The following is an 18,579-nucleotide window of genomic DNA, read 5'->3' as shown; positions in this document are numbered from 1 at the left end:
CGTTTAGACGGTGAAATCGCTACGATTGGCATTACTGCTTTTGCTATAGAAGAATTAGGAGATGTTGTTTTTCTCGAATTACCAGAATTAGGAGATGCTATCGGTGTTGAAGATAATATCGGTACAATCGAATCAGTTAAAGCAGTTTCTGAAATTTATGCTCCCGTTTCTGGTACAGTAATCGATCGAAATGAAATGTTAATTGAGTCTCCTGAAATGATAGCAGATGATCCTTATGGTGAAGGATGGCTAATTAAAGTTAGATTGGATAATCCAGATGATGAATTAGAAGATACATTTTCTGCCGACGAATATAAATCTTTAGTTGAACCTGAAGAAGAGTAAAATAATTAGGGGTTGCCTCATAGTATTTTGATGAGGATAGGCAACGATGCTCCGATGCACTCTTGCAATGGTTTTAATTGTTTTAATTCTTAGTATGTAATTATATATTACTGACCTATTTTTTGAGTAAACAAGGGGTTTAAACTCCTTGCTAAAACTGCACATTTTTTTGTTAGCGTAGTATATTTAAAATCTTAATTCTTATAGTTTTCAGATTCCCAACAGCATACCCTAATTAGGAATTAGGAATTATCAGTTGTTGACTATTAACTATTCATCATCAATTATTTTTGCTATTCCTAAATATTTAACGCCTTCAGGAGTAACTTGAAAACGGCATGGTAATATTTTTACTCCGTTGTTTATGGCTTGATTAAATAAATCTGCGTAAGTAGCATCGTATTGTTTGCCCACAGAAAAAGTCTCACAATCTTCTCGATTAATAAAATATAACATTACTGGTTTAATATCTTTTGCTAATGCAATTAATTCTTGTAAATGTTTTTGTCCTCTAATAGTTTCAGTATCAGGAAATAAAGCAACTCGATTTTTCGCAAGGGTAGTGTTTTTTACTTCCACATAAATCGGCATTGAGGATTTATCACCAGTTAAAACAAAATCAATTCTACTTTTACCATCATGTCCAAATTTTACTTCACTTTTTACTTGGGTATATTGTTGCGCCAATTCAGCTATTAACTGTTGTTGTAAAGCTATTTTAATTATCTTGTTGGGTAAAGCGGTATTGATGCCCACCCATACGGGATTATTTTCTCCAACGGCAATTATTTCCCATGTGTAAGCTAATTTACGTTTAGGGTTATCACTTTTAGACACCATAACTTTACTACCTACCGCACATAATCCTAACATCGGACCAGTATTGGCACAATGAGCAGTAATTAACTCTCCTGTGTCTAACTCTATATCTGCTAAAAAGCGTTTATATCTCTTTATTAAAATACCTGATTCTAAGGAAGGATAGTTATATAACAATGACTGACTCATTTTTATTTATTCCCAATTACTTCCATTAGAGAATGATCTAAAGGTATCATTAAAGCATCATTATCGGTTTTAACGGGCATTTCTATTACAGGCTCATTTAAAGCAATGATTAAACTTTCATTATTTGATGTGGGTTGATTTTTTTGGGCAAATTGTAGTAAAGGCGTTCTATTTTCATTAAAAATACTGCCAATTGTTGTTAATAATACTGCGGCGATGGCACCTCCACCCCATAACCAGATTTTTCTTTGTTTATTTTGTTGATCTACTTTAGCAAAAACTGCGTCTGAAAGTTCTTTAGCAGAATATTCTGATGGAGGAATGGGTAAATTATTAATTTCTTGACGTAAGTATAATAATCTTCGATATAAACCTTGAACTTCAGGATTATTCGATAATAATTCTTGCACTTCTTGGCGTTGCTCGGCAGTTACTTCACCATCTAAATAGGCGCTTAAAAGTTCAAATGTACATTTATCGTGGGGGTAAGAATGGTTACTCATAATATTTTTCTCCTTAAACTAAAAATGAAATCAAAAATTAACTATGGTGATTATCGAGATATGGTTGTAACAATAATTGTAATCTATTTCTGGCTCTAGCTATTCTCGATTTTACCGTGCCGAGGGATACTTGGGTAATTTCGGCAATCTCTTCATAACTTAAACCCTGTATCTCTCTTAAAACGATAGTAGTGCGAAAAGTATCAGGTAAATCAGCAATGGCTTGTTTTAATTGATCATAAAATTCGATAGTAGTCAAATTATCATCAGGTAACGGTGAATCTGATGCTATTTCCCATTTTAACTCATTATCTTCCGTAGTGATAGAAGCATCTAAAGATAAAGGAGTAGCAAATCGTTTCTTTTTGCGGAGTTGGTCGTAAAATAAATTAGTGGCGATTCGACTTAACCAACCTTTAAATTTATGGGGATCTTGTAAGCTCTTAATTTTTTTATATACTCTTATCCATACTTCTTGAGATATATCCCCCCTATCTTGCCAATCTGGTGCTAAATTATATAAAATTTTGTCAACATAACCTTGGTGACGGCGTAATAACTCAGAAAAAGCCACCCTATCAGGTTGTGCACCTTCTTGACAACGCAAAATTAAATCAGGATTTGATAATTGTTCAATTTTCACTCTTTGCTGTGTAAATGGGATAGACAAATTAGACCACGATAGAGAAATAGATGAAACCATATTATATTCTACGCTGATTTAAGAATAGTTGTACTTAATTTGACTATTTCTCTAAAAAAAAGTTCCTCGTCTATTTCCTATTTTTCAGCTAGTTCACTAATAGACTTCTTGCAGAATTCAGGTAACGGTGCACTGGTAAAATCTTCATTCTAAATTCTAAATTCTTCGGGCAATAGTTATTAAAATTGATAATTTACCACCTCAAATAGATTTTAATTTTTATTTTGGACTCGTGTCTAATATTTTATGATCAATAAATCATCTTTTAAAGAAAATTACAGTGAAGAATAGACAACTTTTTCAACAGGTAAGAATTTTAGATCCAGTATCAGCAATTGATCAAGTTAGTGATATATTATTGGAGCAAGGTGTCATTACAGACATTAGAGATTCGATCATCCCCGACGATGAGCAAATAGAAGTTATTGACGGTAATAATTTAATTTTAGCACCTGGATTAGTCGATTTATATAGTAGCAGTGGGCAGCCCGGATATGAAGAAAGAGAAACCTTAAAAAGTTTAGCGGAAGCATCACAGGCTGGAGGTTTTACCCGTGTTGCTATTTTACCAAATACTAATCCAGTAATTGATAATCCGAGTCTTGTTACATGGATAAAACAAACAACAGCCTTGAGTAAAACAAAATTTTATATTTGGGGAAGTTTAACTCAGAATTTAGAAGGAGTTACTATTGCCGAGTTAGCAAATTTAGCAGAATCAGGAGTAATTGGTTTTACGGATAATCGTCCCCATAGTAATTTACAATTGATCAGAAAATTATTGGAATATGCCCAACCTTTTAATTTACCTGTGGCTTTAGTGCCCATTAATTTACAATTAAGAGGAAATGGAGTTGTTAGGGAAAGTAATATTTCGATTCGTCTCGGTTTAATGGGTTATCCAGAAATTGCAGAAACTATCGCCATTGCTTCTATTTTAGAAATTGTTTCTTTAACAAAAACTCCAGTTCATTTAATGCGTATTTCTACCGCTAGGGGAGTAGAATTAATTAAACAAGCCAAAGAGAATCATTTACCTATTACTGCTAGTGTCAATTGGCATCATTTACTATTAAATACCGAAATTGTAGCTAGTTATAACCCTAATTTAAGATTTGAGCCTCCTTTAGCTACAGAAATTGATCGATTAGCTTTAATCAAGGGTATTAAAAATAATGTCATAGATGCGATCGCCGTAGATCATACACCTTATACCTATGAAGAAAAAACCGTCGCCTTTGCTCAAGCACCAACGGGAGCAATAGGTTTAGAATTAGTATTACCATTATTATGGGAAAATCTGGTTGTCACTGGAGAATTATCGCCTTTAGAATTGTGGCGTAGTTTAAGTGTGAATCCGTTAAAATGTTTAAAAAAAGAGTCTATAACACTACAGAAAGGAAAACCTGCAGAATTAACCTTATTTTCCCCTCAACAAACGTGGCAAGTTACCCCTTCTCAACTAAAATCTTTATCATCTAATACTTATTGGTTAGACAAACAATTAAAAGGAAAAATAATTGCTTTTCCACAGTAGTTATAATCTACTAATCGTCAATAAAAGTCAATAAAAGTAGAGTGGGCAATGCCCACATTTATAGTTAATCTTTAACAGATAGCAAAAATCAAAAAATTATCTTTTGTTTAAATGAAGTTTTTTGCATCATCTAACGGATTAATTTTATTAGGATTAAACGGCTAAAGATAAAGAAGCTAAAGCATCAGGAATAGTATCAGAAGGAGCATTAAATTCGCCAGTGATAACATATTCTAAACGCAATTTCAAGAAAGTAATCCACTGTTTATTTAAAGAAATAATAGCCGCCGCAGGTTGAGGACATTTAGCTTTAATTTCTTTGAATTCTGGGGCATCTAAAAAAGCTGGTTGTTTAATAAACCAAAAATCAACTTCTTTATTGTTATCTTGATAAAATCTATGTTTTTCGTCTATAATTTCGTGTAAATTTTCACTATCACTGGTTAAAAATTTTTCACTAGCTACAAGATAATAATAAGTGGTCATAATTCTATTAATTTTTAATAATAAAAGGGATAAGTTTTCTTGTTAATTGTTAAATATCTATCAATAAATAACTTGTAAAAAATAACCCGTGAGACAGGCATCTTGCCTGTTATTCTTTATTATTGATAACGGCTTTAGCCTTCACTACGAACTTTGAAAAAATATATAGTTAATTTTACACTGTTATTTATAACTGTTATATAGCATTCTTATAGAGATCGGGAGAATTAGAAGCCCTCTAACCCCCCTATAAAAACAGGGTTGTTTCATTCTCAAATTTTTGGTTTGGATAGAGTAATAAGTAATGAGATGAAAAAAGATTCTCTCAGAATTTTTAGATAATAACTAAAATATTAAGAACCAAAAACTCTGTAATACTTATCTGCTCAGAGGATTATAGCCAATTCGTGCCTCTTACTTTGAAACAGCCTGGCCTTGAAAAAGGGGAAAACAGCAACTTAAATTTCTCAAAAATGATTTAGAACTACTATAGTTGATTTTTCATTGCCAGTTTCATTTCTTTAACCGCCCTTTCTAAGCCAACTAACACTGCTCTACTAATTATACTATGACCGATATTCAATTCTTCCATTCCCTCAAGACAAGCCACAGGATAAACATTCCAATAAGTTAAACCATGGCCAGCATTTACCCTCAAACCTAAGTCTAAAGCCTGTTGAGTGCCTTTTTGCAAAGCGATAAATTCTTTTTGGATTGCCTCACCATTTACCGCATCAGCATATTTACCGGTATGTAACTCAATGAATTTAGCTTTGGTTTTGGCTGCCGCCTCGATTTGTTTTTCCTCAGCATCAATAAACCAACTCACGGGAATATCTGCCGATTGTAATTTATCGACAACGGCGGTAAATCTATCAAGATTTTTAATAATATCAATACCGCCTTCGGTAGTTACCTCTTCTCTTTTCTCAGGTACTAGAGTAACATAATCAGGTTTTATTTCAAGGGCGATCGAGATCATTTCATCGGTAGTAGCCATTTCTAAATTTAGATGAGTACGTACTGTTTCTCGCAAGATACGCAGATCTCGGTCTTGAATATGTCGTCTATCTTCTCGTAAGTGAACAGTAATGCCATCAGCACCTCCTAACTCTGCTAAAACGGCGGCGGCCACGGGATCTGGTTCAACTGTACGCCTAGCTTGACGAATGGTAGCTACATGGTCAATATTAACCCCTAGAGTTAACAATTTTATCTTCTCCTTTTGTAAAAAAAACTTGGTATTGCATCATGAGAGTATGATAAAATCAGGCAAAGGCGCAAAGGACGCAAAGGAAAAAAGTTTTTGAAGTAGAATCATACCTCTATTCAGCTATTTCAAAAAAGTTGGTGGTAAAACCTTTAGATTATGACAAAAAAAGACTAAAGTCTTTACTACAAACATTAATCTTTGATTCCCAATTAATTGTTATTCACTTTACTAGCTTGAATTTGATGTAAAAGTAGTTCTAATTCTGCCTCTAAACTCATATACTTAAGTTGTTGATCAGCTTGATAGGCTTTTTGTAACTGTTCTAAACTATAGTTGTTATTTTTAACTTGGGTTTTCATTGGGTATAAATGCTTATTATTTTTATGATATTAAGTATCTGATTTTAACTTAAAATTAAATAATATGTGATAGTTTAAGAAAAGTAAACAAATTGTTACTTAAAATTGATCCCACATTCATTGACAATTTAAACCCTGTCAAGCAATAAATACCAAAAATTTAACCATTAAAATATCGACTTTATGGCTAAAATAGAAACTAGAACAGAACCTATGGTGCTTAACATGGGTCCTCATCATCCTTCTATGCACGGAGTTTTGAGACTCATTGTCACTCTTGAGGGCGAAGATGTAATAGATTGTGAGCCGGTTATCGGTTATTTACATCGAGGCATGGAAAAAATCGCTGAAAATCGCACGAATGTAATGTATGTACCTTATGTAAGTCGTTGGGATTATGCAGCCGGAATGTTTAACGAAGCTATTACAGTAAATGCACCTGAAAAATTAGCGGATATAACAGTACCGAAACGAGCACAATATATTCGAGCCATCATGTTAGAATTGAATCGTATTGCTAATCATTTACTGTGGCTAGGGCCATTTTTAGCAGATGTCGGCGCCCAAACTCCGTTTTTCTATATCTTCCGTGAAAGAGAAATGATTTATGATTTGTGGGAAGCGGCAACAGGAATGCGCTTAATCAATAACAACTATTTCCGTATTGGTGGTGTGGCAGTGGATTTGCCTTACGGTTGGGTGGACAAATGTGAAGATTTTTGCCGTTATTTTTTACCTAAAGTTGACGAGTATGAAAAACTAATTACCAATAATCCCATTTTTCGTAAGCGAGTTGAAGGACTTGGTACTATTACTCGGGAACAAGCTATCAACTGGGGTTTATCCGGTCCGATGTTACGCGCTTCGGGAGTAAAATGGGATTTACGCAAAGTTGATCACTATGAATGTTACGATGATTTCGACTGGGAAGTGCAATGGGAAACCGAAGGAGATTGTTTTGCTCGTTATCTTGTGCGTATTCGAGAAATGCGTGAATCGGTAAAAATTATTCTTCAGGCTTTGAAAGGATTACCCGGTGGTGCTTATGAAAATCTAGAAGCTAAAAGACTTCAAGAAGGGAAAAAATCCGAGTGGAATAACTTTGATTATCAATATATCGCTAAAAAAGTTGCCCCTACTTTTAAAATACCTGAAGGAGAGCATTATGTGCGTCTTGAAAGCGGTAAAGGTGAGTTAGGCATATTTATAGTTGGTAACAATGATGTTTTTCCCTGGCGTTGGAAAATCCGTGCCCCTGATTTTAATAACTTACAGATTCTTCCTCACTTACTTAAGGGTGTTAAGGTTGCTGATATTATCGTTATATTAGGTAGCATTGACGTAATTATGGGATCTGTTGATCGATAGATAATAGGTAATGGATAGGGAATGAGTAATAGATAATAAGTAATAGGTGATAAGTAATAAATAAGTAATACTAAAATCTTGCACCAGAACAAAAATACTTAATAAGCAAAAGTGAAAAAATCAATTTATCTTTAGTTAAAGTCAATTTTAACCACTATTCCCTACTCCCTACCCTAATAAGTCAGTTTTAAACGAGGTGCAAGATCTGAATAATAGGTAATAAGTAAAATTCTTTTCTATTTATTAATTAAAAATAAAAGGTGATTTTTACAATAAAAGCTCATAAATCTGGAGAGTTTCCTCCGCTACCTTTTCCCATGAATATAATTTTGCTCTATTTTTTCCTTTAGCAATCAAATCTTTCTGCAAATCTGGTTGACTAATTACCTCATAAATAGTGGTTGCTATGGAGTAATAATCGTGAGGATTAATATACATAGCGGCTTCTTGTGCGACTTCAGGTAAAGAAGAAGTGTTAGAAGTAATCACTGGGGCACCTAATGTCATTGCCTCTAAAATTGGTAAACCAAAACCTTCATAAATAGAGGGATAGACAAAAACATCCGCTAAACTATAACAAACTGCTACTGCTTCGTCAGATAAATAACCTAAATGGTGTATCTGGTTACGAAATTTAGAGTTATCGATTTGGCTAAAAATTTTCTCATATTCCCAACCTTTTTGCCCAATTAAAATTAAATGATGATTAACAGCGTATTTTTCTTTTAAAATGTTAAAGGCTTTGACTAAATTAACTATGTTTTTTCTAGGCTCAATGGTACTTACAAATAAAATAAATGGTTGTTGAAAATCATAATTAATTTTTTTTTTAATTTCTGGTATATTTTTTTCTTTTAAATAGTTTATATTGTATCTACTTGCTTCAGAACTAATAGCTATTTTCTCATTTTTAATTCCAAAATAATCAATAATATCTAGTTTTGTATTTTCAGAAAAAGTAATTATTAAATCTGTCCATTGCAAACATTTTTTAATTCTTTGAGTATAATTTTTAACTATTTTAGTGCTATAAAAAGGAAATTTTAAAAAGGTTAAATCATGAATTGTCATCACTTTTTTGCCGTAAGGAAAAGGATAAACATAATGATCTGTCCCATGAATTATATCTACATCCGAAAAATAGCGATCGCTTTTTTGAACAAAAAAACTCGCAGATTTACCTAACAAATTACTGACACTCACTGGTAAAGGTAGAAATTCGAGAGGTGAAATATCTGTCAAAATATCAGGAATAGTGCGATTATTTGTCAGCCAATGTTTTAAAGATGGTTGACGATAAACTCCAATAGAATGAGAGGTATTATTCTCTTGTGCTTTTAAAGCCTTAATCAGATTATAAGTATAAAAAGCGACTCCACTAGGAAGATCTCGAATTGAGCTACAATCAACTAAAACTTTTACCATCTGACACTATCTGAGTGAACCATAAAAAAACTGATGAAAGCAATAAAAGGAAAACTTGGCATTAGTAAACCACTTTTAAAATGGTGGACATTATTGCCCACCCCACTGTTTCTAAAATTGCGATACACACCCTTAACTTACTTTGAATTGAGAAACGTTAGATTCTAATTTTCGAGCTACTTCTTGTAATTCTACAAAAGAATCTGATAATTGAATTACTGAAGTTGTGGTTTTTTCGGCAACTCGGGCTACATCTCCCATTTTTGATTTGACTTGCTCTGAGTTTTCTGATTGTTCAAAGGCGGCGGCTGCGATCGCCTCTACCAATTCGTTAATTTGAATGGTAGCAGCAGCAATTTGGTTTAAACTTTGACGAGTTTCCTCTACCAGTTTACTACCTTCAATTACTTGCTCTGTACCTTCTTCCATAGCTGTAACTACGATTTTGGTTTCATTCAAAATTTCATTAACCAGTTTATCAATATCAGCACTGGCTTGAGCAGATTGGGTAGCTAAAGAGCGTACTTCTTCTGCAATTACCGCAAAACCTGTTCCTTGTTCCCCAGCCCGGGCGGCTTCGATGGAGGCTTTTAAGGCTAAAAGGTGAGTTTGAGCTGCAAATCGTCCAATCAGTCCAACTACGGTAGAAATACTTTGAGTTGTATCACCTAATTTTTTCACTTGTCCGGATGCTTGTTGTACGGTAGAGCGAATTTCCATGATGGATTTTACGGTACGATTCATAGCGGAGTCGCCTATTTCTACACTTTCTTGAGCTTTTTGAAGGGCTTCTTCAGCTTGTTCAGCACTTTCAGCAACGATATTACTTGATCGACTCATCTGATTAATCGTTTGTACTGCCTCAGAAATGTTGACTACTTGTTCTTCAATTTCTTGACGCAACATTCTGACATCATTTTCATTAGTAGTAGTAGTTTGTGCTACTTCCAATGCCGCCATTTGTACCTGAGATACGATTTTTCTTAAACTTTCAATTGTCGCATTATAAGAATCTGCAATAGTACCAATCTCATCTTCTGTCACCGAAGCTCGAATTGTTAAGTCACCCTGAGAAACAGGATCAACTTGCATAAGTAGTTCTAAGGCTCTCCGTTGTAATAATTCTTTTCCTTCCCGTTGTATTTTTTCTGCATTAAGTTGCAACTCAAGAAGTTTTACCCGTTCAATACTTAACCCTACTTGGGTAGCTAATTGACTGAATAACTCAATGTCGTTACCATCCCAGTTACGGACACCTGAACATTGATGACAGATTAACAAGCCAATAAGTTTACGATTAACTAAAATTGGTGCGACTAAATTCGCTCTGACGCCAAAAGGTTCTAATTGTTTGATGTGACAGGGTGTTAAACCTGCTTTGTAAATATCAGGGGTGGCTTGAACTCTTCCTTGTTGATATTTATCCGCATATTTATCCGCAAAACAAGGATCAAGTATTTGAGCGTTTAACGCCGAAGGAAAATTTAAGGCAACGGATTCAGCGATAATTGTACCTCTCCAATTTTCATCAAATTCATACACAATGGTACGATCAGTTTTTAAAGCTGAACGAATTTCTTTAACGGCGGTATCTAAAACCTGTTGACGGTTTAAACTGGCGGCTAAGGAAAGGGTAATTTCTTTTAGTTGTTCAGCTCTATTTGCTGCGGACATTTGATCTTTAAGAATGTTTACCCTGTCTAAAATTACTCCAAATCGTAAGGCAATTTGACCTAAAAAGGCTATTTCTCTTTCCTCCCATTCATGATGTTGTCGGCAATGATGGGCAATTAACAGTGCAAATAATTGTCCTTGACTGATAATCGGTACTACCAGATTTGATTTGATTTGTAAACGATACATCAAGGCTTCATGCTCAGGATTAAATCCTGCTGTATATACGTTTTGCGTGGGAACGACTCGACCATTAAGATATGCTTGTCTTAATTCTATGGGAATACACGGATCGTTAATGATTTCGCTCAAAGCACTAGGTAAATCATAATCTCCAGCTTCGTTGCTGATATAACCACTCCAGTCAGGATGAAAACGATAAATCACTAGGCGATCGATTTTTAAAATTTCCTTAGCTTTAGGTAAAGCCCGATCAAATACGGTATTAACGTCATCTTCATCAAGGGTACGAGATCCAGTAATTTCTTGGAAAAGACTAATTTTACTAGAATCTAACATGAAAACCGATTCTGTTTGTTCAAGGTTATCGGCTAAATAGTTAAAAGTAGAGGCGAGTTTTCCAATTTCATCATCTCCGGTAATATTCGAGCGAAGACTATAATTCCCCTCTGCGAATTCTTCAGCCGTTTTTTGTAAAGATTCAATGGGTTTAGCAATGGTTTTTCCTAAAATTAAAATTAATAAAACGTTAACAATTAAAACTCCAAAGGCTGTTTGCCCTTGAGAAGTTAAGCTACTAGAGATAATTTGGTTTAATTTTGCTTCTGATGTTCCTCGTACTAAAATAGCAACAGGTTCATTTTTGAAATTGACAATAGTTTCAGCCGTAAGGGTATAAAAACCATCATGAACGGCTCCTCTTTGAGAGACAATTTTTCCTACATTAGCTAAGGCTTGTTTTAATAAATTTTCATTGTCTAAAGTTTCATCTTTCGTATTATCATTTTCGTGGAGAGAAGAAGCAATAACAAATTGATCTCCCAATACTTTATAAATAGCGGTATATCCACCTTTAAATTCTTTGGCGGTTTGTTCAACAATGGCATATTTTTGATTTACTACATCCCCTGAGACTAAAACACCAATTACTTCTTGAGTACTAGGATTAAATACGGGGGTAAAGGTATAACGAATCAAGGCTGGTTGTCCGTTGATTAACTGGGGTAAAATGGGTGGAGATTCTTGTTTTAAGTCATCCCAAGGCACAATTTCGGTTACTTTTAATTGTTGGGGGTTATTGATAACTTCGGAGACTAAACCATTAGGATCAAAAAGTTCCCCTGTGCGATCTCGATTAGCATTGACGATAATTTTTTTATCCGTTCCCACTAAAGTAGCGTATTCAATATCACGAGCTTTAATTTCATTTTGAAGAATTTGTCTAACGATGCCTCTTTGTTGTGATGTTAAAATACCTCCATTAACCTTTGTCAAAGCCGCATCAATAATTGCTACGTTATCTGATTGTCCTCGAAAACCGAACCCCATTTGATTAACTTTAATACTGTAGTTAATTTTAACTGCTTCTAACTCTGAGGTGGATTGGTTAACCAGTTGTTCTCTACCTCCTTGAATAATTTGATATGCCCCCACTCCCACTAATGCAATGATAGAGACAGTTTGAGCTGTTAATAATACTAAAAGTTGTTTTTTGCGAATAGAGAGATTATTAAACCAGATAACAATTGGAGCTTTTTTCTTCGGTGTATTAATCAGTTTTTTCTTTAGGGGTATTGTTTCAGTGGTGGGAATTGCACTTTGGTTAATATTGAGTTTCGGTTTTTCAGGTGCTTGAGTCATGATATTAATAAAGAATAAAGAATGGAGAATGAAAAATGGAGAATTTTAACTACTATTGCTTATTCCTATCCCTAGTAATAATTATATTTGTTTATTTTTCAAATAATTGTAAAGGGGTTAATTTTAATGGGGGAAAAGTAGGAGATTCAATCGAGTTGTCAGCCTGATAAGATTTTATTTGATAAATATTATTTTCATCTAAGGTATATTCTTTATTATACTAATATAGTAGGTTGTTTGGGATTCCCTAACCATGATCGACTAGCCACCGCAAGATAATCAATTAACCAATATTTCTTAACACCTAATAACTGATACTCTGTTAACTTATCGGTATAATCATCTTCCCAATTAGTGGAAACTACTTCCACCACTAACTGAGGGGCATCATATAAAACCGATTGAGTTAAATTAGATTCCCAAATATTTTTATCTACTACTACTAAATCAGGATGTCGTCCTTGTTCAATACCTGTTTCTGTTTCAGTACGAATAATGATTCTCCCAGAAACAAAATAGTTTAATTGGAGACGTTTGACTTCATCTTTAATTAAATCAGTGATAAATTCTGCGATGGTGTCATGTTTTCTTGTGGGTTGTTTTCTCATAATTTGTCCATTAACTAATTCATAGCATCCCTCTTCATCGGGTAGTTGATTGATAAATTGGGAAAATGATAATAATGGTTTCGTAATAACTGCTGTCATAATTTTGTTTTTAACCAGAGGTAATAGGGTGATAGGGTGACAGGGTGACAGGGTGACAGTAGTGGCTTAATATATTGAGTATCTTACAACAATAATTGGTGTTAAAGAAAGAAAAGTTTTATAAGTAATTATCCCACTTTGAAATAAATTTCAACGCTAATACCTAATTTTGTCTAAAGATAACTAAATTTCTAATTGCTCATTGCTCATTCTTCATTGTTTACTTAACTTTAAACTTACTGACACTTTGCTCTAAGTTTTCTGCTACTTTTAACAGTTTTTTGAAACTTCGAGATACTTTTGTCACCGCCGTTGAAGTATCATTAGAAATTCCGGCTACATCTGCCATGGTTTCTGTAATATCTTCCGAAGTTTGAGACTGTTCGGCAGCAGCAGCGGCGATGGCTGTTACTAACTGGTTAATTTGGGCGGAGGCGGCGGTAATGTTAGTTAAAGAAGAACGGGTTTCTTCCACCAATCTTGTACCTTCAACTACTTGCTCTGTACCAGATTCCATCGCTTTTACCACTTCGTTGGTTTCCTCCTGAATTTCGGCTACCACTTTTTCAATTTCGGCTGTGGCTTCTGCTGATTGACGAGCAAGAGAGCGTACTTCTTCGGCTACTACCGCAAAACCTCGTCCTTCTTCTCCGGCGTGGGCTGCCTCAATGGAAGCATTTAAAGCTAACAGGTTCGTTTGATCGGCGAAACTACCAATCAGGTTAACTACTTTTGAAATTTTCTGAGTTGATTCCCCTAATCGTTTAACTTTTTTTGCCGTTTCTGCTACGGTTTCTCGAATGGCAAGAATACCATCTACCGTACGATTCATGGCAATTTCCCCTTCTTCTACACTGCGGTTAGCTTGTTTAACGGCTTCTTCTGCTTGTTCAGCGTTATCTAATACCATTCGGGCACTAAAAGCTAGGGTTTGGATTTTTTCGAGAGCGAGGTTAATATCATCGGATTGACGAATAATTTCTGTAGCTAAATTATCTACATATTGATTTTGTTCAATAATAACCTCACTTACTGCCCTTGTACCGCCTTGCACTTGGGTTACAATTTTTCTTAAACTTTCAATGGTGGCATTATAAGAGTCGGCAATAGTTCCAATTTCATCTTCTGTCACGATCGCACGAATGGTTAAGTCTCCTTGAGACACAGGATCAACTTGCATCAGTAATTCTAAAGCTCGTTGTTGAATTACTTCCCTTGCTTTTCTTTGTTCTAACTCCGATTGTTTTTGTTTTGCTAATAGTTGTATTCTTTCTAAAGCAGGACCTATTTGGGTGGCAAGTTGGGAAAGGAAAGTACATTCAGAATCGGTCCATTGACGGGGTGCATCACATTGATGAGCGATTAATAATCCGAGTAAATTACCTTCTACTACAACAGGAGTAACAAGATTAGCTTTGATGCCGAAGGGCTCTAATTGTTGAAGATGACAACTGGTTAATCCGGCGGTATAAATGTTAGGAGTAGCTTGTACTCGCCCTTGTTTATATTTTTCTACATAACTATCTGCAAAACAGGGATCTTTGATATTTGCCCCTAATGCTTTAGGATATTTAGGATCTACGGATTCAACTATAACTGTACCTTTCCAATCTTCATCAAATGTATAAATGATTACTCGATCGGTTCTTAAGGCTTCTCTAGCCATGTTTGTGGTAACTTCAAAAATTTTGTCTTGGGTTAAAGATTCTGCAATTTTAAAACTAATATCCTTTAATTTACCTGACAAGAAAGTATCTAATTGCTGAGATTGTAATAACATTACCCTTTCTAAAGCAGGCCCCATTTGGGATGCCATTTGGACAAAAAATTCGATTTCATTAGTTACCCAGTTACGAATAGATGAACATTGATGAGCGATTAATAATCCTAATAATTTTCCTTCTATAATAATGGGGGCAACTAAGTTAGCTTTAACGGCAAATGGTTCTAACTGCTGTAAATGACAATCGGTTAATCCTGCTTTATAAATGTCTGGAGTAACCTGTACTCTACCTTGTAAATATTTTTCTACATATTGTTCAGCAAAACAGGGATCAAGTATTTGAACTCCTAAAGATTTCGGATAATTTTTGTCAACGGATTCAGCGATGATTGTGCCACTCCAAGTTTCATCAAAACTATATACAACAACTCGATCAGACTGTAAGGCTTCACGAATTTGATTAACAGCGATTTCAAATACCTCATTAACATTAAATGCTTTCGTCATTTCTAAAGTAATATTTTTCAAAAGACTAGACTGATTAGCAAATAATTGTTGCTCTGAGACGAGGTTTTTTAACTGAGCAGTCATTTCATTGATGTTTTTACCTAAAATCGCAATTTCATCATTACCTTCTACTTCTACTTGTATATCTAAGTCTCCTTGACTAATTTTTTTGATAGTTTTAGCGGTTTTTTCTAAAGGAGTAATGAGACGATTTGCTGACAAATAAGCGATATAACCTACTACAGCAGCGGATAAAACTATACCAAGAAAAATGATATTTAAAATGCGATTAACAGGGGCTAAAACAATGCTATTATCTCCGGCAATGACGGCTGTCCATTTTAGGTTAAGATTGTCTTGCCCGATATTAAATGTTTGAAAAGAAATAATTTGTTGGCTGTTAGTTAATTTATTTTTGTCTTCAATAACTGAGATTTTTGTATCATTTTCTGTCCATTTTAATTGGGGAAAAACATCTTGTAATTTAGTAGCATTGACTGGTTTTTCTTTACCCACATTCGGTATAGTAACTCTATTGATCAAAAATTCATCATTTTGAGAGGAAAGAAATACTTGACTTTCTCCATCAGCCAAATAAATAAATTCTCCTTTGATTTTTTCATTTTTAGCAATAAATTTCTTGATTTGAGTTACCGGTATACGACTACGAATAAATCCTTCATTTTGTCCTGTGACAGGATTTTTTAACACTGAAACAAAATAAATGCCAAAAACTCCATCCACAAGGGAAGTCATTGGTTCACTTACAATAGCCCCATTGGCGGCTTTTGCACTTTGTATATAACTTCGCTGAAAGAGATTGGGTAATGGTTTGCCATTAGTTTGGGCTATGGGATTACCTTGATTATCCAAAATGGAAATAGTATCGTAATAGCCATAGATTTTTTTTAGATCATTCAAGTCTCTTGTTAATTGGGCTCTATTTTGAGTTCTAAAAGCTATGGTACCGGGAATTTTTTTTGCTAATATTTGGGTATCTAAATGGCGATCGCCGATGAATGATTCAAGTTCTCTCGTAAGAGATTGTAACTGTTGTGTTTCATTGTTTTTAATTTGACTACGAAAAGCTGTATTAACTAACCCGGCAATAATAGTTCCGGTAATTATAGTCGGTAAAACCCCTAAAGCGATAGCGAAGGAAACGGTTTTAAATCTGAGATTTTTGTTTTGCCACCAATTAAGAATACCTTTCTCTTTTGAAGTGTTATTGTTATTAAGATTGCCTATTGTTTCATTAAGGGAAGATTGAGTTTGAATATTACTTGATGCTTGATTAATTGGGGAAGAAAGATTATTTTCTGGTTTATCTTGTTTTTTTTGATTAGGTTGTGGAGAAATTTGGGTCATTTAATCTTACCTCTAATGATTTATGCTTAAATTTACTTTAAATATTGTTACCTAGTATTTAGGCTTATTAGTCAATTTATATATTTTCTTAATTCTAGCTCAATTAAACCTAGATCTAGCACCAAGTTTCAGATTCACTAACTAATATACTAATCAAGATCACTGGAATGATTTATTAGAATTGTTGATTTTGGTAGATTTAAGATGATTTTATCTCAAATAATTCATCTTTTAAACTTTTTTTTCAAGGCAAATAAAATATTTTATAAATGTTTGATCTAAATATTGTTTAAAATGCCATAATATAGGCGATTCCCATGCTATATTTCCCCAAATAGCAACAGCACTTTGATTACCAATACCAATTATATTTAGATAATGTTTTTGAGGGTGATAAAATTTTAGTGGTTTATTTTTTAAAAAATTACTGATATTTTCAAATAAAGGTTTTCCTTGTTTGACAGCAAAAACTCCTGCTTTTGGACGAGAATAATTAATCATTGTCGCAATATCTCCTGTGGCAAAAATAAAGTCATAATTGAGAGTTTGTAAGGTATCTTTAATCAGAATAAAGCCTTCTTGATCAGTAGCAATTGAACTATTTTTTAACCATAAAGGTGTAGATGCTTGAGTGACTAAAAAATGATAATCACCAGTGATTTTCAGTCCTGATTCTGTGATCAGAGAATCTTCATTGACGATTTTAACTACAGTATTGAGATAAAGATTTATCTTTTTACTTTTAAGGATTTCTGTTAATTTATAACTAGCCCATTGATTCTGATTTGATAGTATTTGTTCTCTTTTATGAATCAGATTGATTTTTAATTTATTTGGTGTTAAAATATTGTTTAATTTTTGGTAAATATTAATAGCTAATTCTACCCCTCCTGCTCCACCACCAATAATATTTAAAGTTAATTTTTTAGAGGGATTTAGTTGAGTTTTTTTGATAATTTCTTGCCATTTTTCTATTAAGAAATGAACGGGCTTGGCAGGAATTGTATATAAATTTGCTCCTTGAATCTCCCTATTTTTTGGAGTACTGCCAATATCGATACTAAGTAAATCAAAATCAACTTGATTACCCCATCTACCAATGACTTTTTTATGTTTAATATCAATGTCAATAACAGAATCAATAATTAACTTTATTTTAGCAAATTTTGCTAATTTTTCTAAATTAATATGAGTTTGTTCATAGGTATAATAACCTCCTAAATATCCAGGCAACATTCCTGAATAGGGGGTATTTTTAACATCACTAATTAAGGTAACATTTACCCCTGATATTGGTTTTTTACCCCATAAATATAAGGCAATAGCATGACTATGTCCGCCACCAATAAAGACTAAATTAAGCATAAATTAACTAAAGAAAATAACAAAATATAACAATTTTAAATCATTTGAGGGAAATCAATTATTATATAAAAATATTGAAGATACCATCTTTCTTTCCTCTTCCTTTTTCCCTTTTATTAGAAAATAATTCTCACAAATATGATTGCTATATGTACTTTTATAAATAAATATAAAGTTTATATAATTTTATTGTTGATTAGTTTATCTCAAAGAAATTTGAGTCAAAAAATAATATAATTTGATCAAAAGATTCTAATTAATTAAAATTTAACATCTAAATTACTTAATTTATCAATAAACACGATTTTGTTAGAGAAAACGCAATGATAGTAAACGATATACTTAAACGATATAAAGATGGAGATCGAGATTTTCGGAATGTTAATCTTAGTAAAATAAATCTCAGTGGTATGAAATTAAGTCACTCAAATTTATCTAATTCTAAACTTATTGAAGCACATTTAGCA

At 33.6% G+C, this 18,579-nt stretch carries 15 protein-coding genes; 4 read left to right on the top strand and 11 right to left on the bottom strand.

The window, feature by feature from the left end; all coding sequences use genetic code 11:
- The coding region (gene gcvH, locus FWJ34_RS10315) for a glycine cleavage system protein GcvH (RefSeq protein ID WP_308255233.1) at positions 1 to 345 on the top strand (345 nt) is incomplete at its 5' end.
- A 270-nt stretch (positions 346 to 615) separates the two neighbouring features.
- Here gcvH and sfsA read toward each other — a convergent pair.
- The 3 genes from sfsA to FWJ34_RS10300 are packed head-to-tail and all read right to left on the bottom strand — an operon-like array spanning position 616 to position 2,559.
- On the bottom strand, positions 616 to 1,353 hold the full coding sequence (sfsA, locus tag FWJ34_RS10310; RefSeq protein ID WP_308255232.1) for a DNA/RNA nuclease SfsA: 738 nt from the start codon (positions 1,351 to 1,353) through the stop codon (positions 616 to 618).
- 2 nt (positions 1,354 to 1,355) lie between these two features.
- Positions 1,356 to 1,856 carry a zf-HC2 domain-containing protein gene (locus tag FWJ34_RS10305; RefSeq protein ID WP_308255231.1) on the bottom strand — a complete coding sequence of 167 codons (501 nt, stop codon included), beginning with the start codon at positions 1,854 to 1,856 and terminating at the stop codon, positions 1,356 to 1,358.
- Between the two features lie 37 nt (positions 1,857 to 1,893).
- Positions 1,894 to 2,559: a sigma-70 family RNA polymerase sigma factor gene (locus FWJ34_RS10300; protein ID WP_308255230.1), complete on the bottom strand. Its 666-nt coding sequence runs from the start codon at positions 2,557 to 2,559 to the stop codon at positions 1,894 to 1,896.
- A 274-nt stretch (positions 2,560 to 2,833) separates the two neighbouring features.
- On the opposite strand from FWJ34_RS10300, the gene FWJ34_RS10295 reads away from it, so the two are divergent.
- Positions 2,834 to 4,096 (top strand): dihydroorotase, encoded by a 1,263-nt coding sequence (locus tag FWJ34_RS10295; protein ID WP_308255235.1) that lies wholly within the window; start codon positions 2,834 to 2,836, stop codon positions 4,094 to 4,096.
- Between the two features lie 153 nt (positions 4,097 to 4,249).
- Here FWJ34_RS10295 and FWJ34_RS10290 read toward each other — a convergent pair whose 3' ends face one another.
- The 3 genes from FWJ34_RS10290 to FWJ34_RS10280 all read right to left on the bottom strand — a co-directional run bounded on the left by FWJ34_RS10290 (position 4,250) and on the right by FWJ34_RS10280 (position 6,154).
- Positions 4,250 to 4,582: an MgPME-cyclase complex family protein gene (locus FWJ34_RS10290; RefSeq protein ID WP_308255229.1), complete on the bottom strand. Its 333-nt coding sequence runs from the start codon at positions 4,580 to 4,582 to the stop codon at positions 4,250 to 4,252.
- Positions 4,583 to 5,069: 487 nt separating this feature from the next.
- Positions 5,070 to 5,792: a pyridoxine 5'-phosphate synthase gene (locus tag FWJ34_RS10285; protein ID WP_308255228.1), complete on the bottom strand. Its 723-nt coding sequence runs from the start codon at positions 5,790 to 5,792 to the stop codon at positions 5,070 to 5,072.
- 212 nt (positions 5,793 to 6,004) lie between these two features.
- Positions 6,005 to 6,154, bottom strand: coding sequence for a hypothetical protein (locus FWJ34_RS10280; RefSeq protein ID WP_308255227.1), 150 nt, complete (start codon positions 6,152 to 6,154; stop codon positions 6,005 to 6,007).
- Between the two features lie 183 nt (positions 6,155 to 6,337).
- On the opposite strand from FWJ34_RS10280, the gene FWJ34_RS10275 reads away from it, so the two are divergent.
- Positions 6,338 to 7,522, top strand: a complete 1,185-nt coding sequence (locus FWJ34_RS10275) for an NAD(P)H-quinone oxidoreductase subunit H (protein WP_308255226.1) — start codon at positions 6,338 to 6,340, stop codon at positions 7,520 to 7,522.
- A gap of 267 nt (positions 7,523 to 7,789) precedes the next feature.
- Here FWJ34_RS10275 and FWJ34_RS10270 read toward each other — a convergent pair whose 3' ends face one another.
- The 5 genes from FWJ34_RS10270 to FWJ34_RS10250 form a co-directional block, all read right to left on the bottom strand.
- Entirely contained in the window at positions 7,790 to 8,947 is a 1,158-nt protein-coding gene (locus tag FWJ34_RS10270) for a glycosyltransferase family 1 protein (RefSeq protein WP_308255225.1), read from the bottom strand.
- A gap of 132 nt (positions 8,948 to 9,079) precedes the next feature.
- A complete protein-coding gene (locus tag FWJ34_RS10265) occupies positions 9,080 to 12,442 on the bottom strand; it encodes a GAF domain-containing protein (RefSeq protein WP_308255224.1) in 3,363 nt (1,120 codons plus the stop codon).
- A gap of 215 nt (positions 12,443 to 12,657) precedes the next feature.
- On the bottom strand, positions 12,658 to 13,149 hold the full coding sequence (locus tag FWJ34_RS10260) for a Uma2 family endonuclease (protein WP_308255223.1): 492 nt from the start codon (positions 13,147 to 13,149) through the stop codon (positions 12,658 to 12,660).
- A 220-nt stretch (positions 13,150 to 13,369) separates the two neighbouring features.
- Positions 13,370 to 16,747: a methyl-accepting chemotaxis protein gene (locus FWJ34_RS10255; protein WP_308255222.1), complete on the bottom strand. Its 3,378-nt coding sequence runs from the start codon at positions 16,745 to 16,747 to the stop codon at positions 13,370 to 13,372.
- A 231-nt stretch (positions 16,748 to 16,978) separates the two neighbouring features.
- The gene (locus tag FWJ34_RS10250; protein ID WP_308255221.1) at positions 16,979 to 18,112 is read right to left on the bottom strand and encodes an FAD-dependent oxidoreductase; all 1,134 of its coding nucleotides are present in this window, start codon (positions 18,110 to 18,112) and stop codon (positions 16,979 to 16,981) included.
- A 323-nt stretch (positions 18,113 to 18,435) separates the two neighbouring features.
- Between FWJ34_RS10250 and FWJ34_RS10245 the strand changes: the two genes are divergently transcribed.
- Positions 18,436 to 18,579: pentapeptide repeat-containing protein (locus FWJ34_RS10245; protein WP_308255234.1), on the top strand; the 144-nt coding region annotated here is incomplete at its 3' end.

This window comes from Geminocystis sp. GBBB08, assembly GCF_016743215.1.
Taxonomy (GTDB): Bacteria; Cyanobacteriota; Cyanobacteriia; order Cyanobacteriales; family Cyanobacteriaceae; genus Geminocystis.
Note: the sequence above shows the minus strand (reverse complement) of the source record. Positions and strands in the feature narration are given on the sequence as shown.

Bases quoted from the DNA above. Each gene is read 5' to 3' on its own strand.
- FWJ34_RS10275 (WP_308255226.1), top strand. From the start codon at position 6,338: ATGGCTAAAATAGAAACTAGAACAGAACCTATGGTGCTTAACATGGGT.
- sfsA (WP_308255232.1), bottom strand. From the start codon at position 1,353: ATGAGTCAGTCATTGTTATATAACTATCCTTCCTTAGAATCAGGTATT.
- FWJ34_RS10255 (WP_308255222.1), bottom strand. From the start codon at position 16,747: ATGACCCAAATTTCTCCACAACCTAATCAAAAAAAACAAGATAAACCA.
- FWJ34_RS10260 (WP_308255223.1), bottom strand. From the start codon at position 13,149: ATGACAGCAGTTATTACGAAACCATTATTATCATTTTCCCAATTTATC.
- FWJ34_RS10250 (WP_308255221.1), bottom strand. From the start codon at position 18,112: ATGCTTAATTTAGTCTTTATTGGTGGCGGACATAGTCATGCTATTGCC.
- FWJ34_RS10290 (WP_308255229.1), bottom strand. From the start codon at position 4,582: ATGACCACTTATTATTATCTTGTAGCTAGTGAAAAATTTTTAACCAGT.
- FWJ34_RS10280 (WP_308255227.1), bottom strand. From the start codon at position 6,154: ATGAAAACCCAAGTTAAAAATAACAACTATAGTTTAGAACAGTTACAA.
- FWJ34_RS10270 (WP_308255225.1), bottom strand. From the start codon at position 8,947: ATGGTAAAAGTTTTAGTTGATTGTAGCTCAATTCGAGATCTTCCTAGT.
- FWJ34_RS10305 (WP_308255231.1), bottom strand. From the start codon at position 1,856: ATGAGTAACCATTCTTACCCCCACGATAAATGTACATTTGAACTTTTA.
- FWJ34_RS10300 (WP_308255230.1), bottom strand. From the start codon at position 2,559: ATGGTTTCATCTATTTCTCTATCGTGGTCTAATTTGTCTATCCCATTT.
- FWJ34_RS10265 (WP_308255224.1), bottom strand. From the start codon at position 12,442: ATGACTCAAGCACCTGAAAAACCGAAACTCAATATTAACCAAAGTGCA.